9 protein-coding genes are annotated in these 15,471 nt (G+C 52.8%); 7 read left to right on the top strand and 2 right to left on the bottom strand.

The genetic code is table 11. The annotated features are described in order from the left end of the window. Positions 1 to 178 precede the first annotated feature (178 nt). The 5 genes from DACE_RS17905 to DACE_RS09480 all read left to right on the top strand — a co-directional run bounded on the left by DACE_RS17905 (position 179) and on the right by DACE_RS09480 (position 4,265). On the top strand, positions 179 to 658 hold the full coding sequence (locus tag DACE_RS17905; RefSeq protein ID WP_337442370.1) for a TRAP transporter substrate-binding protein: 480 nt from the start codon (positions 179 to 181) through the stop codon (positions 656 to 658). A 217-nt stretch (positions 659 to 875) separates the two neighbouring features. Beyond that, positions 876 to 1,907: a TRAP transporter substrate-binding protein gene (locus DACE_RS09495; protein ID WP_006000692.1), complete on the top strand. Its 1,032-nt coding sequence runs from the start codon at positions 876 to 878 to the stop codon at positions 1,905 to 1,907. A gap of 98 nt (positions 1,908 to 2,005) precedes the next feature. Then, positions 2,006 to 2,524 (top strand): TRAP transporter small permease, encoded by a 519-nt coding sequence (locus tag DACE_RS09490; protein ID WP_006000690.1) that lies wholly within the window; start codon positions 2,006 to 2,008, stop codon positions 2,522 to 2,524. After that, positions 2,517 to 3,812, top strand: coding sequence for a TRAP transporter large permease (locus tag DACE_RS09485; protein ID WP_006000688.1), 1,296 nt, complete (start codon positions 2,517 to 2,519; stop codon positions 3,810 to 3,812). Before DACE_RS09490 ends, DACE_RS09485 begins: the two co-directional genes overlap by 8 nt. A gap of 27 nt (positions 3,813 to 3,839) precedes the next feature. After that, positions 3,840 to 4,265 carry a universal stress protein gene (locus DACE_RS09480; protein ID WP_006000686.1) on the top strand — a complete coding sequence of 142 codons (426 nt, stop codon included), beginning with the start codon at positions 3,840 to 3,842 and terminating at the stop codon, positions 4,263 to 4,265. Between the two features lie 251 nt (positions 4,266 to 4,516). On the opposite strand, the gene DACE_RS17285 is transcribed toward DACE_RS09480, so the two are convergent. Both DACE_RS17285 and DACE_RS09470 read right to left on the bottom strand, forming a co-directional pair. Continuing rightward, positions 4,517 to 10,234, bottom strand: coding sequence for a cadherin-like domain-containing protein (locus DACE_RS17285; RefSeq protein ID WP_006000684.1), 5,718 nt, complete (start codon positions 10,232 to 10,234; stop codon positions 4,517 to 4,519). Between the two features lie 181 nt (positions 10,235 to 10,415). Next, entirely contained in the window at positions 10,416 to 11,756 is a 1,341-nt protein-coding gene (locus DACE_RS09470; protein ID WP_006000682.1) for a TolC family outer membrane protein, read from the bottom strand. A 159-nt stretch (positions 11,757 to 11,915) separates the two neighbouring features. Between DACE_RS09470 and DACE_RS09465 the strand changes: the two genes are divergently transcribed. Further along, positions 11,916 to 14,114, top strand: coding sequence for a type I secretion system permease/ATPase (locus tag DACE_RS09465; RefSeq protein WP_006000680.1), 2,199 nt, complete (start codon positions 11,916 to 11,918; stop codon positions 14,112 to 14,114). A 9-nt stretch (positions 14,115 to 14,123) separates the two neighbouring features. Then, positions 14,124 to 15,470, top strand: a complete 1,347-nt coding sequence (locus tag DACE_RS09460; RefSeq protein WP_006000678.1) for an HlyD family type I secretion periplasmic adaptor subunit — start codon at positions 14,124 to 14,126, stop codon at positions 15,468 to 15,470. Position 15,471: the final 1 nt, after the last annotated feature.

Raw genomic sequence — 15,471 nt, 5'->3', positions numbered from 1 at the left:
AGCAGCGAGAAACTCGAGAAATTCCGCAATACGCCGGAGGCTGTTCGATGAATTCAGCAACGCGGCGGTCCGTTCCGGAATCAAGGTGATCGATTTCACCGTGTTACGGCAGTTACGGCTGGGCCACCACCACTCCGTGTGCGTACTCTGAGAAGAGGCCCAAAAAGTCAACTTCCGCATTGCCCAAGCCCCGGTCAATAAAGACAATTACCTGGCCTGGGGCCTTAAATTTACCGTGTTGCCCTGGCCCGATGTTCCTCAGGCATTGCAGACCGGAGTCATCGACGGGCTCGATCACACGCCCATCGTGTGCAGCATCACCAAAAAGTTTGACGTTGCCACTTACTTCACCGACCTCCACTACACTCAGGGTTTGTACATCCACATGGTCAACAAGCGCTGGCTCGACAAACTCCCTGAAGAGTTAAAAGAAATCTTCCTCAAGGTTGTGCGTGAAGAGAGTGCCATTGCTCGTCAAAAAACCGACCTGCAACAGGCCGAGCAGATTGAACAGGCCAAAAAAGACGGCGTTCAGTTCTTTACCCTCAGCGATGCCGACCGCCAGACCCTGAAAAATAAGGCGCAACCGGTTTACAACAAGTGGGGCAAAAAAATTGGGGCGGACTATCTGAAAAAGGTCCAAACAACGCTCGACTGATTATCGATCATCCCGCAATCAATTCAAAACGCTCTGCCAAAACGGCAGGGCGTTTTTTTATATCAAATTTTTTTTACTACTATCAAAAAAAGAGTCCTGGCCAAGTCTTTCCGTTGCACTTCCCCGACCAGTTATTATAGAAAAAACAAACGCTATTTTAAAACCATGCACCACCTACTGAGTCAAATTAATTTCACGCCTAAAGGGGAGAACGTTTATGACATTGAAACGACTACTGGCACTCTTGCTGTTTATCCTGATGCCATTATCAGCCATGGCCAGCGGCAACCCGTTGGCTAAATGGAAACCGGATTTTGACCCTTCCGGAGCCGAATACACCTATCTGTTGTCTAACGTGTCCCACCCGGCCATCGAAGGCGTCGGGGTTGGTTACAGCATCCGCGACCGGGTGTGGCAGGAAACCAATGGCCGCATCTATGTCGATTTCCGTCCGCTGTCGCAACTGGGCGGCGAAAAGGATGTGCTGCGCAAGCTGAAAATGGGCGCCATTCAGGGCATGATGTCATCGTCGGTTGCCGCAGCCAACCTGGCCCCGAAACTGGGGATCGTCAACCTGCCGTACGTTATTGACACCTTTGAAAAGCTCGACAAGTTTCGTGAAACGCCGGAGCTGTTCACACCGTTCAGTGAATGTGGTCTGAAGCAGAAAGTCCGCGTTCTCGATATCACCGGTTACGGCACCTACGGCTGGGCCACCACCAAGCCGGTCACCAACCTCGATGAAGCCAAGGATGTCATCTTCCGCATCGCTCAGGCTCCGGTCAATGCCGATATTTACCGCTCATGGGGACTCAAATTCACCGCCCTGCCGTGGCCGGATGTGCCGCAAGCCCTGCAAACCGGCGTCATTACCGGGCTGGATCACACGCCGACGGTATGCAACATCACCAAGAAGTTTGAAATCGCCAAATACTTCACTGAAGTCAATTACGCTCAGGGCCTGTTTATCCATATGATCAACGAGCGCTGGCTGCAAAAGCTGCCGGAAGATTTGCGTGCGACGTTCCTGAGAGTTGTTGCTGAAGAGAGCGCCAAGGCGCGTCAGCGCACCCGTGCTCAACAGGAAGCTCAAATCGCTGCAGCGAAAGCCAACGGTGTCACTTTTTATGCACTTTCTGCCAATCAGAAGCAAAAACTTGTCGATTTGGCGGCACCTGTGTATAAAAGGTGGGAAGAAAAAATTGGCGCAGACTATCTGGCCACTGTTCGAGCTCGTTTGGCCGAATAAGCTCCAACGCATAACGAACAGCCCAACGGCCGGAGGACTCCCTCCGGCCGTTTTTGTTGCGCCCTGACTCATCACCCTCACCGTTGCGGGACAACCTTATGCTAAAAAAACTTTTCCGCCGTATTGATGCCGCGTTCTCGTTTGTCGAGGATTGGTCACTACTGATTGTCGTGGCCGTGGCTTTGCTTTCCGGACTTCTCAACATCATTTTGCGTAAAGCCACGCCTTACAGCCTGTATTGGTCGGATGAAGTGATCCGCAAAGCGATTTTCTTCTGCACCTACATCGGCTGCAGCGCGGCCATCAAACAACGCGCACTGATCCGGATCGATGCTGTCCCGCAGATCATTCCGGTGTCACGCAAATTCTTCAATGTTATCAACCATCTGTCAGTGCTGGTTTTTTCCGGTATGTTGACCTGGCTGGGCTGGAAGATGATGGTCGAAGTTCGCGCCGACGAATTCGCCACCACGGCAACGTTGCAGATCCCCGAGTGGTACTTTTACGCAATACTGCCCATTGTCGGGGTGATGATGTTCATTCGCACCGTCATGTTGCTGACCGAGGATGTCTTCAACCTGTCCGGCGACGACACCCAGGAGGCCGCCAATGGATAGCATGCAACTGATGATAATGGCGCTGCTTCTCGGTGCCATGGCGGCCACAGTTCCGGTGTTCATGGCACTGTTCTTTACCGGTCTGGCAGGGCTGACCCTGATTGTCGGCATCGATCCGCAGATCGTTATTGAGATCCTTTACCGCAGCATGGACAAATTCGCCCTGATCGTGGTGCTATTTTTCGTGCTGTGCGGCAACATTATGACCACGGGCAGCATTGTTGAAAAACTGATCAAAACCGCTGACGTACTGGTTGGCTTTTTACCCGGCGGCCTGGCCATGGCCGGCATTCTCGCCTGCGGCTTCTTTGGTGCCATTTCCGGTTCGACCGTTGCCACGGTGGTGGCCATCGGCGGCTTCATGATTCCGGCATTGATTGATCACGGCTACGATGAGCAATTCAGCATTGGAGTCATGACCACAGCACCAATTCTCGGCGTGATCATTCCACCGTCCATCGCCATGATCCTCTATGCCATGATCACGACGGATTCTCTTGAAGCCCTGTTTCTAACCGGCTTCATCCCCGGATTTCTGATCATGGCGGCCATGTCATTTTATGCCTGGTGGGCATGCCGTCGCCACGGCATGGCTCGGCGTCCGCGTCCGCAGTTTAAAGAGGTGGTCTCGGTGCTGCGCCAGAGCATTTGGGCTCTGATGCTGCCAGTAATTATCTTCGGCGGCATTTATTCCGGGATTTTTACCGCCAATGAAGCGGCGATCGTCGCCTGCGTGTATGCCTTTATCGTCGAGCTGGCCATTCATCGCGACATGAAGATACGAGACATCAAAAAAGTCGTGGTGTCATCTGCGGTGACTTCATCAACATTGCTGATCATTGTTGCCGGTGCGTCGGTGTTTGGCGAATATCTCACCTTTGAACAGATTCCCGATCAAATTGCCCAGGCAGCGGTGAGTAACTTTGATTCGCCCTGGTCGTTTCTGCTGGTTGTCAATGTGTTGCTGCTGTTCGTCGGCATGTTCATGGATATCATCTCCGCCACCATCATCCTCACCCCGATCTTTCTGCCATTGCTCAACCAGTTCGGCATCGACACCCTGCATTTCGGCCTGATCATGACGCTGAACCTTGGCATCGGCTACTGCACACCGCCATTAGGGGTCAGCCTGTTTATCTCCGGTGCGGTGGCCAATCGCAGCATGCTGTATGTGGCGCGAGCCGTCTTGCCTTTTCTGGCGATTCAGATTGCAATTCTGCTACTGTTAACGTTCTGGCCCGATCCGGTGCTCCTGCTGCCACGATTGGTGTTCGGTTACGGGCAATAGTCCGCTTTCCCTTTTCTGGAGATCGTTATGTCGTTTAAAATTCTCGTTCCTATCTGTGATGGCGTGACAAGTAAAGCGACGGTTCAGGCTTTGATCGACCATAAAGATCAATTCAACACGCCGATCACCCTGCTGCACGTCGTCAATCTCGACAAGATGGATTACCGTATGATTCCTGACTTTCAGATTGATATGGTGCGTCAATACGCCACCAAAACCGGCGAAAAGTTTCTTGCGGAGCAAACCACGCTGCTGCAGAACGCCGGGCTGGAGATCATTGCCCGGATGGAAACCGGCTCACCACGTGATACCATCTGCCGGATAGCCAATGAAGAGAATTTCTCGCTGGTGATCATTGGCCGCCATTCCAGCGGCGAAATCCGCGATGTGCTGTTCGGCTCGGTATCCAATCACGTTTTGCATGGCGTAAAATGCCCAGTCCTGCTATTCTAAAGGCTCTAACTATCAACGAGCCCGAAAGAATAGGAGCACTTAATAATGGATTCCATCTGGCCTCTGTTGGGCATTGTGGCGATCTGGTTTGTTCTCAACCGCTGGGTATTTCCTAAAATCGGTATGGGCTGAGGTCCACAGCAGTGCGACCTTCCCGTGCGGAAGGACAAGAAAAAAGACCCGTCTGAATCTGAAGAAGAATAAAAAAAGCCCCGCAAAATGCGGGGCTTTTTGATTGAGGGTTGAGAAGATCAGCTACTGTACTCCACTTGGAATCCAGCCTGAGCGAGGCTGTCCAGACTGTCAACGCCCTGGTAAGAGCCGACATCAGCCAGAGTGACATTGGTATCAACGCCATCCTGACCGCTGATGGTCAGTACCAGATCATTGCCATCGGCAAAAACACCAACCGAAACATCACCACTGTCCAGACTCCCATCTGTATCGAGATCAAGAACATCGGTGAGTCGGATGACATCCTGATTGACATCGAAACCGTCAATCACCAGATCACCTTCGCCGCCGTTGGCACTGAATTCGTAAATCATCGGGTCTTCGACCATCAGTGCCTGGAGAGTACTGGCTGTTCCAATATCACTGTCCGGTGTCAAAACAACATCAATGGTTCCGGCAGCCATATCGCCGTCAGCATCGTAGATATCCAGCGGCACAGAGAATTCAACCGACTGGCCAGGCTCGGTGACCGTCGTCCCGAAGTCACCAATTTTAAATGTCTCTCCGCCATCATGCCAGAACTCGATGCTGTTATAGCCATCTGCGGTGAATGCTGACAAGGCCACACCTTCAAAAACACCGGCAACCTGAACGTCTGAGCCATCAAACGTAACATCAAAATCATTACCATCCAGTGTCACGGTTTGACTGTTGCCGAGTGCCGAGGAGACGAAGATCTCTTCACCGCCATAACTGATACCAATGGCGGTAATGTCATCCTGAACACCATCACCAACGTCATTACCATCGGCATCATCGTAGGCCTTGATCAGGACGGTACTGCCAGCCGTGTGGGTAAACAGGGCGGACGCGCCATTGACCTCATAATGACTGTCAAACACATGGTCCTGATTGGCGGCATCGGTATAAGGCGTCCCTTTAGGATCACCGGTGAGATCGACAACAAAGTCGGCGCGTATGGCCTCACCCGGACCAACCGAGTTACCGCCACCAACCCCACCTTCGTTGGCATTGGTGTTGACCGTGCCGGCACCGATCGGCGTCAGTAACAGATCAAGGCTGTTATCATCGGCCTCGGTTGAGAAACCAGCCCAGGCACCGTTACCACCGACGAAATTGTAGCCACCGGCATTGAAATCGATCGATGTTGCACCACCATCCACCGTGCCGATCATGTTGATGGTGTACTGATCACTACCAGCCCCGTCAACATTGAGGGCGATGGTGAATACCGTGCCGGCCACCGTGTAAGCGGTCAGGGTCTGGCCATCCGCAGAAACATCGTAGTTAATATTCAAACCGCCGGAGGTCAAACCGGTATCGGTGAGAGCTTCCAGAGCAACCGGGAACTGTACGCTTCCTGGCTGGTCGGCACCGATATTGTCTTCAATCTGGCCGTCGAAATCCAGATTACCTGTAAATGTGCCGAGCGGCAGGTTCGGCAACTCTGCAGCATCCGGCATAATGTTCAGCGGGCTGTCATCCTCCACAGTCACGCTAAACGCATCCGTGAAGGTTGTGTCGCCTGCGGTGACATCAATGAACAGTGACAGTTCATCTTCATCATCCTCGGTCGCGCTACTCTCATCATAGGCGACACCACTGCCGTCACCGACAAACGGGTGTTCAATCGCTTCACTGAGCGTCACCTGATAGGCAACCTCATAGTTGTCAAGATTCGGAGTAACACTTTGAACACTGATGCGAATCACTTCATCACCATTGTCATCACGGCTACCAATCAGGGCATTGTCACCATCAACCCAGTTAAAGGTGATATCAACACCATCGGCGGTTTTCACTGTTGCATCCGTCGCCAGACTGATGCTGTCCATGGTGTATTGGCTGTCCACATCCGTCAAAGTAAAGCTACCTGAATTAACAACCAGATTGGTGTTGTCGTTCGGGTTATTGAGCGGATCGTCATCCGGCAACAAGGTATAGCCATCTGGCAGGGTATCCAAATTGCCATAGGTGAGTCCCTCTTCGGAAACCGTGGTATTTGTTGCTGCCGTCAATGTTGCCGCATCATCGGTGCCGTTAATGGTGATGGTCAGATTTGCGCTGTCCGTGCCGCCGTCACCGTCGTTCAAGGTGTAGCTGAACACGTCGCTGAGTGGTGTACTGTCGGTATTCAGCGCCTGGACAGTCGTGTTGGCATCATCCAGCTCATAGGTATAGCTGCCGTCACCGCTGATGGTCAGTGTCCCGTAATCACCGATGATGGTCACATCAGTGGCTGCGTCACCCACGTTCGTACCGTCCACGGAAGCCACGAAGAAGTCGCCAAACAGGCTATCACCCGACGGATCGTTGTCGTCAATGCTGTCTGTGCCGCCACTGCTAGCTCCGGTGAGAACGTTACCAGTGACCTCGTTGTCCGTCACGATGTCATCAGCCAGTTCGGTGATCACATTATTGTCGGCAACCGCAATCGGACTGTCGTTGGTGCCGTTAACGGTGATGGTCAGATCAGCGCCGTCCGTGCCACCGTCACCATCGTTCATGATGTAGCTGAACACGTCGCTGAGCGGTGTACTGTCGGTATTCAGCGCCTGGACAGTCGTGTTGGCATCATCCAGCTCATAGGTATAGCTGCCGTCACCGCTGATGGTCAGCGTACCATAGTCACCGACGATGGTGACATCAGTGGCTCCGTCACCGACCGGAGTCCCATCGACAGATACCACGAAGAAATCGGCAAACAGGCTGTCACCGGACGGGTCGTTATCGTCAATGCTATCCGTGCCGCCACTGCTGGCTCCGGTGAGAACATTACCGGTCACCTCGTTGTCCGTGATGATATCATCGGCCAGCTCGGTGATGGTATTATTGTCCGCCACTGCGACCGGCGCATCGTTGACCGGAATCACCGTGATATACGCGGTCGCCTGGGCGGTGCCGCCAGCACCATCACTGATCTGATAGACGAAACTGTCGTTACCGTTGAAGTTGGCATCCGGCGTATAGGTGAAGGTGCCATCAGCGTTGAGAACCAAACTACCATTCGCCACATCGGTAAGCGGTGTGGTATTGACGGTCAGCGTATCCAGGTCCAGATCGTTGTCGTTGGCTAAGACCGTTGGATCAATGGTGCCATCAACCACCAATGCCACATCTTCATTGGTGCTGTAGAAGTCATCGGCAGCCACAGGCGCATCGTTTACTGGCACGACCGTAATGTAGGCGGTCGCTTGGGCGGTCCCGCCAGCACCGTCACTGATCTGATAGACGAAGCTGTCGTTACCGTTAAAGTTGGCATCCGGCGTATAGGTGAACGTGCCGTCGGCGTTCAGAGTCAACGTACCATTGGCCACATCGGTAAGCGGTGTGGTATTGACGGTCAACGTATCCAGATCCAGGTCATTGTCGTTAGCAAGTACCGTTGGATCGATGGTGCCATCGACGACCAGCGCCACATCCTCATTGGTGCTGTAAAAGTCATCAGCGGCAGCCGGAGCGTCGTTGACCGGAAGTACCGTGATATACGCGGTCGCTTGAGCTGTACCGCCAGCACCGTCACTGATCTGATAGACGAAGCTGTCGTTACCGTTAAAGTTGGCATCCGGCGTATAGGTGAAAGTGCCGTCGGCGTTCAGTGTCAACGTACCATTGGCCACATCGGTAAGCGGTGTCGTATTGACGGTCAACGTATCCAGATCCAGGTCATTGTCGTTGGCCAGCACCGTCGGATCAATGGTGCCATCGACAACCAGCGCCACATCCTCATTGGTGCTGTAGAAATCATCATCAGCCTCCGGCGCGTCATTAACTGGATTGACGGCAATATAGACTGTGGCCTGCGCGGTGCCACCCGCACCATCGCTGATCTGATAGACGAAGCTGTCATTACCGCTGAAGTTTTCGTCCGGCGTATAGGTGAAGGTACCGTCGGCATTCAGTGTCAACGAGCCGTTGGCCACATCGGTGATCGGTGTCGTGTTCACTGTCAAGGTATCCAGATCAATATCGTTGTCATTGGCCAGAATGGTCGGATCAATACTACCATCCACCTCCAGAGTAATATCTTCATCGGTTGTGTAGTAGTCATCCGCTGCCGCTGGCGCGTCATTGACTGGAATCACCGTAATATAGGCGGTCGCTTGAGCTGTACCGCCAGCGCCATCACTTACTTGATAAACGAAACTATCATTACCGTTAAAGTTAGCGTCCGGCGCATAAGTGAACGTGCCGTCGGCGTTTAGAGTCAGCGTACCGTTGGCCACATCGGTGATCGGTGTCGTGTTTACGGTCAACGTATCCAGATCCAGATCGTTATCGTTGGCTAAGACCGTTGGATCGATGGTCCCATCAACAACCAGCGCCACATCTTCATTGGTATTGTAGAAGTCATCAGCTGCAACCGGCGCATCATTCACCGGATTGACTGTGATGTAGGCGGTCGCTTGAGCCGTGCCACCGGCACCATCACTCACTTGATAAACGAAGCTGTCGTTACCGTTAAAGTTGGCGTCCGGCGTGTAGGTGAAGGTGCCGTCACCATTCAACGTCAGCGTGCCGTTACTGACGTCAGTGATCGGCGTCGTGTTCACGGTCAGCGTATCCAGGTCCAGATCGTTGTCATTGGCCAAGACCGCTGGATCGATGCTGCCATCGACGACCAGTGCCACATCTTCATCGGTGGCATAGAAGTCATCAGCAGCGACCGGCGCATCGTTCACCGCTGCAATCGTCACGGTCACCGTTGCGGTGTCTGTCCCACCCTGACCATCGGTGATGGTGTAAGTAAACGTATCACTTCCGTTGAAATTTTCGTTCGGGGTGTAGGTCACCGTGCCGTCTTCATTAATCTGCACCTGACCGTTCTGCCCTTGAGTGACATTTTCAACGCTTAACGTATCACCATCCAGATCGGTATCATTATTCAGCACCGGAATGATCACCGAGGTATCTTCGTCTGTGGTCGTTGCATCATTAACCGCATCAGGGGGATCATTGGCCGGTTCTACGGTGATATACACAGTGGCGGTGTCAGTTCCGCCCTGACCATCACTGATGGTATAGGTGAAGCTGTCGTCACCGTTATAGTTTTCGTTGGGGGTGTAGGTGACGCTGCCATTGTCATTGAGAGTCACCGTACCGTTTTGCGCCGAGCCCAGATCAATGATCGTCAACGGATCACCATCCGGATCACTATCGTTGGTCAACACGGGAATAACGGCGGTGGTGTCTTCCGCCATTGTAATGGTGTCATCGAGAGCATCGGGAGGATCATTTTCATCCAACACAATACTGGTATCTTCGAGTACGGTTTCCTGATTTTCCCCTAGAGAGGTCGGTCCTTGCACTCCAAGACGATCAACCCCCTCAATAACCTCACCAAAATCGGTACGATATTCACCCACGCCGCCACTGGTTAAAGTAGGGCCGGCCGCAGGAGCAAAATCGGTCTCCGCCGAAGCAAACACAATGGCATCGCCCGGCAACATTGTTCCATCACCAAGCACCAATGTCGGTGGGTTATCACCTGCCGAAGCCGTTGCGAAGTCTTCCAGCATCAATAGTGTTCCGTTGCCGAAATCAAGTTGTAGATCGCCACCGACAACACTCATTTGCACATCGTTCAAGTCAAATGCGACAGGAACCTCTTGCCCTGCTTGTACGGGAACCACAGCAACCGTCCCAGGTTCAGGGAGGGTGATCATTGATTCAGGCTGTGCCGCTTCAGGATTTGCTTGAACAGCAGCAGAAGGTTCCGCCGCCTGCGAAATCATCTCTTCATTGGTCGTGTTCAGTTTTAGTTCGTCAGCCATGACATCCTCCTGAACGTTTATAACGTTAACGTACTTGCATTTTAATTGATTACCATCTTTGTCATAAAGTATAGCATCAATCCAAAAAAACACCATCTCCCGTATACTTATGCCAAATTACGGGCAAAAAAATCCCCTGAGCATTTATGAAGAAATACTCAGGGGATGCAACTATCCAGAATTATTCTGACATTGCGACTTCGAAAAGCCGCGGCTGAATTTCTAAGGTTTCGTTAAGCTGACCGGCAAGAGCCCGTAACCGATAAGCAGCGATCACTTCATTGACACGGCTGGTCACCAATTGCCCCGAAGATTGATACAATTCGTTGCGCGCATCAAGCACATCCAGCAATGTCCGTTGCGAAACGCGGAATTGTTTCAAATAGCTGTCCAGGGTCTTATTGTTGTAATCAACGGCGTCATAATACGCCGCTTTGCTCTCCTGAGCAGCCTCATATTCCGCCCAAGTGTTGCGCGTTTCTTCCAAAACATCAAGAAGTTGATTGCTATGCTCTGACGAGGTTTGCGAGAACCGCGATGCTGCCGCCTTGCGTTCATAATAATCCGCTCCACCGTTCAGCAGATTCCAGCGTAGACGGACCATAGCCTGATGATTGCGCTCATAGGTCTGAGAACTTTCCACCTCTTCCTCGTAGCTGGTGCGCAGTTCCAAATGGGTTTTGGGATAAAATTTGGACCCAACCACAGCAACGCGCTGGTTGGCTTCGCGCATATTGGCCTTCAATGCCAACACTTTCGGATTACCACATTCGGTCAGCTCCAGAGCCTGCTCCAGAGTTGCAGGGGCAACTGCAGCAACCAACGTATTGAAGGTCGCTTCATCAAGGGGATGACCGACAACCCGCAGATAATTGGCTTGAGCTTGGCGCAAGTCACTCCGGGCGTTTGCCAGAGAAGCACGTGAGCGTGCCAGACGCCCCTGGGCCTGAACCACATCGGCGACACTTCCGGCACCGGCCTCCTGAAGTTCCTCAAGCATGCCGATAATATCCTCATGGTCTTTGACATTTTTCTCAGCCAGTTGCACCAACTCCTGCTGACGATAGACCTGCATGTGAGCAATGACAGCATCCAGAGCAATGGCTTCAGCATTATCCAGAACACGCTTCTGTGCAGAAGCGAATTTCTCTTTTTCAGCAGCAACCCGGCGTGACGTTTCCCCACCATCATAAAGAAGCTGAGTCAGTTGTAACGCCGCTTCACCACGGTCCTGAAACGTGTCATCATCACCACGAGCCCGGGTTATTTCGTCATCATGGGCTTCGGTTCCATAGCCCAGGGTCAGATCGAGACGTGGGAAATATCCGGAACGCACTTGATTGACCTGGTGACCGACAGCACGCTGGTTATGTTGAAGGATTTGTAGTTGTGGATTCGTTTTCAGAGCTGAACTGACACTTTCCTGCAACGTTGTTTCTGCACTGGCAGATGAAACAACGAATAAGAAAACGCCAATAAACAGCACGCCCAAACTCAATTGTTTTTTATTTCCCGTCAACATCTCATCCTCCCTTTAAAATAATGTAAAAACTTAAGATTATTTGTATTTTTCTTCTGACCTTCTACAATAAAAGTTAACAGGTTTCCGTGCCCTGCCAAGTCACGCCGTCAATAAAATCAATTTTCTCTTATGAGCAAAAGTTGGCAATAGGTAGAGCTTATGGCTGAAAAACAAATGAAGTTAAATAGTTCTGTTAATAAAGAGGACAAAATTCCTCATCGTTTTGATCAGGCAAACGTCGATACCACAGCGCCGATCTTGTTGAGCTTGTGCACATTATCCTCCATGCTCGGACAACCTCTGACTCTGGACGTGTTGACATCATCGCTGCCAACGGATCGACGAGCGCCATCCATCGCCGCCTGCTTGCGTGCTGCAGAGCAACAGGGATTGTCAGCACGCAGCTTTCACCGTCCGCAACTCAAAGCGTTATCCCGGCTGACGCTGCCCTGTCTGTTGTTGTTACATGACAACAATAGCTGCATTCTGACGGATCTGAATGGCGACGAGGCGACCATTATCCCTGCAGAACTGGATGGTCAACGTCGGACCTTGTCCCTAAAGGAGCTGCAACAGGACTATTCGGGCTATTGCATCTTTGCCCATGTCCGCTGCAAGATGGACAAGCGAGTGGGCGACAAGAAACAGGTTTCAACGCGCCAGTGGTTTTGGGGCACGATTCTGCGCTTCTGGCCGATCTACAAACATGTGCTGCTGGCCACAGCCGTCATCAACATCCTCGGCATTGCCGGACCGCTGTTCATCATGAATGTGTACGACCGGGTGGTTCCCAACAATGCGCTTGAAACGCTCTGGGTTCTGGCCCTGGGGGTCATGATTGCCTACATTTTTGATTTTATTCTTCGCAACCTGCGCGGCTACTTTGTTGACATCGCCGGGAAAAATGCCGACGTGCTGATTGCCAGCCAACTGATGCAGCAACTAACGGCGATTCGCATGGATCACAAACCCGACTCCACCGGCACCCTGGCCAACAACCTGCGCGAATTCGAAGCGCTGCGCGAATTTTTCAGTTCAACCACGCTTCTGGCGCTAATCGATATCCCGTTTATCGCGATCTTTATTGCTCTGATCGGTTACATCGGCGGACCTTTGGCCTGGGCTCCAGCGCTGGCGGTTCCTGTCGTCATCCTGATCGGCCTGCTGATCCAGGTGCCGTTTCGGCAAATGATTGATCAGGGCTATCGCGAATCGTCTCAGAAAAGTGCCCTACTGGTGGAGGCAATTTTCGGTCTGGAAACCATTAAAACCTCTTTGGCCCGTGGCCAGATTCAGCAACGCTGGGAAAAAGTGGTCGGCGCCAATGCCCGCACCAGCGCCAGAGTTAAATCGCTGGCCAATTTCTCGTTATCGTTCTCCATCTTTGCCACTCATGTGGTCAGTGTGCTGATCATCATTGGCGGAGTCTACCTGATCGGCGAAGGACGCATGACCCTTGGTGGCCTGATCGCCTGTAATATTCTGGTAGGACGGGCTCTGTCTCCCCTGGCTGCCGTTGCCGCCATGTTCACCCGTCTGCAACAAGCCCGCAGTGCGTTGGGCGCTCTGGACATGCTGATGAAAATCCCCAATGAATCCCCGGAAGATCAGCAGTTCATGCGCCAGCCACATCTGTCCAATTCTCTGGCGTTCGAAGAGATCCGCTTCGCCTATCCACAGGCGCAAACCATGGCGCTTCGTGACCTGACCCTGAAAATCCGTCCGGGAGAACGGGTGGGCATCATCGGCCGTACCGGTTGCGGTAAAAGCACTCTGGGCCGCCTTGCTCTGGGGCTGTACACGCCGGAGCAGGGCCAGATCAGTGTCGGCGGAATCGACATCCGCCAGTTACATGTGGCGGACCTGCGCAGCCGCATCGGCTACGTTTCCCAGGATAATTATCTGTTTTACGGCAGTATTCGCGACAACATCACCTTTGGTGCTCCCGAGGCGGATGATCAGGCAATTCTGCATGCTGCGCGCATCTCAGGTGTCAGTGATTTTATCCATCAACACCCGGCAGGCTTTGATTGTCCGGTCGGTGAACGGGGTTCCGCTCTGTCCGGTGGTCAACGTCAGGCCATCACCATTGCCCGGGCGCTGTTGACCAATCCGGACATTCTGATTTTTGACGAACCGACCAGCGCCATGGATAACGGCTCGGAACAACGCTTCTGTCAACGGTTGAAACCGGAGCTGTCGGGAAAAACTCTGTTATTATTTACCCATCGCTTCGGACTGCTGACCATGGTCGACCGTCTGATCGTCATGGATGGCGGCCGCATTGTTGCCGACGGCCCCAAACGCCATGTTCTTGAAGCGCTAAAAAAACAGCAGATTCACGCCACATCGGCTTAGGAGGGGCCTATGCGCCTTTTCAATAAGACACCACAAGAAAAACAACTGAGTGACTCTTTGGAATTTCTCGGCGAAGTGGATGCGGCAACCTACCGCACCGGTCATCGCTTCGCCTACCTGTTGTCCCTGATGATCTTTCTGTTGATGGTCATTTTCGTCCTGTGGGCCCACTTTACCGTGCTTGATGAAGTAACACGCGGTCAGGGCCAGGTGATCCCGTCACAACGGGTGCAGATTATCCAACACTTGGAAGGGGGGATCATTGAGCAGATTCTGGTGGAAGAGAACCAGATCATTGAAAAAGGGGACGTGCTGGTACGGATTCGCAACACCGTAGCCGCCAGCCAATACCGCGACGCCGCCAACACCGCCCTGGAACATGAAGCGGCCATTGCCCGACTGACCGCAGAGGCAGAGAACGGTCCTCTTGAATTTTCCCAACAAATCGAGCGTGATCATCCTGAGCTGGTCTCCGACCAACGGCAGATTTTTGAAGCACGGCAGGCTCAGATCGATCTCGAAATCAATGTGCTGGAATCGCAATACCAGCAGAAACAGCAGGAGATTCGCGAACTCTCCAGCCGCAAGAAAAAATTGCAACAGGGCTTAAGCCTGGCGCGCGAACAACTCGACATTGCCACGCCGCTGGTGGAGCAAGAGCTTTACCCGCGAGTCGACTACCTCAGCCTCAAGCGCGATGTGGCGAACATGCAGGGAGACCTCAACGTTGTCAATCTGACCATTCCGCGCATCCGTGAATCCGCCCGCGAGGCGCAGCGCCGTATCGACCAGCGCCGCGCCCAATACCACACTGAGGTGCTCAATGAGATCAGCAAACGACGCATGGAACTGATCTCTCTGCGCGAAGCGATCTCCGCTGGTGAAGACCGCGTTACCCGCACCGATGTCCGTTCACCGGTGCGAGGCACGGTCAAGCAACTGATTGTCAATACCGTCGGTGGGGTCATCCGCCCCGGCGAGCCGATTCTCGAAGTGGTTCCCCTTGACGACGCCCTGTTGGTGGAGGCTCAAATCCGCCCGGCCGACATCGCCTTTCTCTATCCCGGCCAGCCGGCAAAAATAAAACTGACCGCCTACGATTTTTCGATTTACGGGGGGCTGGATGGCTATGTCGAGCAAATCAGCGCCGACACCATCGTCAATGAACACCAAGAGAGCTTTTACCGGGTCAAGCTGCGCACCAAGGAAAAAGCCCTGACCTACAAAGGAACCCAATTGCCGATCATTCCCGGCATGACGGCTTCCGTGGATATTTTAACCGGCAAGAAGTCGGTCTTGAGTTATCTGCTCAAGCCGATTCTCAAAGCCAAACAGACGGCATTACGGGAGCGCTAAG

It is taken from the genome of Desulfuromonas acetoxidans DSM 684 (genome assembly GCF_000167355.1).
Classification (GTDB): domain Bacteria; phylum Desulfobacterota; class Desulfuromonadia; order Desulfuromonadales; family Desulfuromonadaceae; genus Desulfuromonas; species Desulfuromonas acetoxidans.
Note: the sequence above shows the minus strand (reverse complement) of the source record. Positions and strands in the feature narration are given on the sequence as shown.

Bases quoted from the DNA above. Each gene is read 5' to 3' on its own strand.
- DACE_RS09460 (WP_006000678.1), top strand. From the start codon at position 14,124: ATGCGCCTTTTCAATAAGACACCACAAGAAAAACAACTGAGTGACTCT.
- DACE_RS09465 (WP_006000680.1), top strand. From the start codon at position 11,916: ATGGCTGAAAAACAAATGAAGTTAAATAGTTCTGTTAATAAAGAGGAC.
- DACE_RS09480 (WP_006000686.1), top strand. From the start codon at position 3,840: ATGTCGTTTAAAATTCTCGTTCCTATCTGTGATGGCGTGACAAGTAAA.
- DACE_RS09495 (WP_006000692.1), top strand. From the start codon at position 876: ATGACATTGAAACGACTACTGGCACTCTTGCTGTTTATCCTGATGCCA.
- DACE_RS09470 (WP_006000682.1), bottom strand. From the start codon at position 11,756: ATGTTGACGGGAAATAAAAAACAATTGAGTTTGGGCGTGCTGTTTATT.
- DACE_RS09485 (WP_006000688.1), top strand. From the start codon at position 2,517: ATGGATAGCATGCAACTGATGATAATGGCGCTGCTTCTCGGTGCCATG.
- DACE_RS17285 (WP_006000684.1), bottom strand. From the start codon at position 10,234: ATGGCTGACGAACTAAAACTGAACACGACCAATGAAGAGATGATTTCG.
- DACE_RS09490 (WP_006000690.1), top strand. From the start codon at position 2,006: ATGCTAAAAAAACTTTTCCGCCGTATTGATGCCGCGTTCTCGTTTGTC.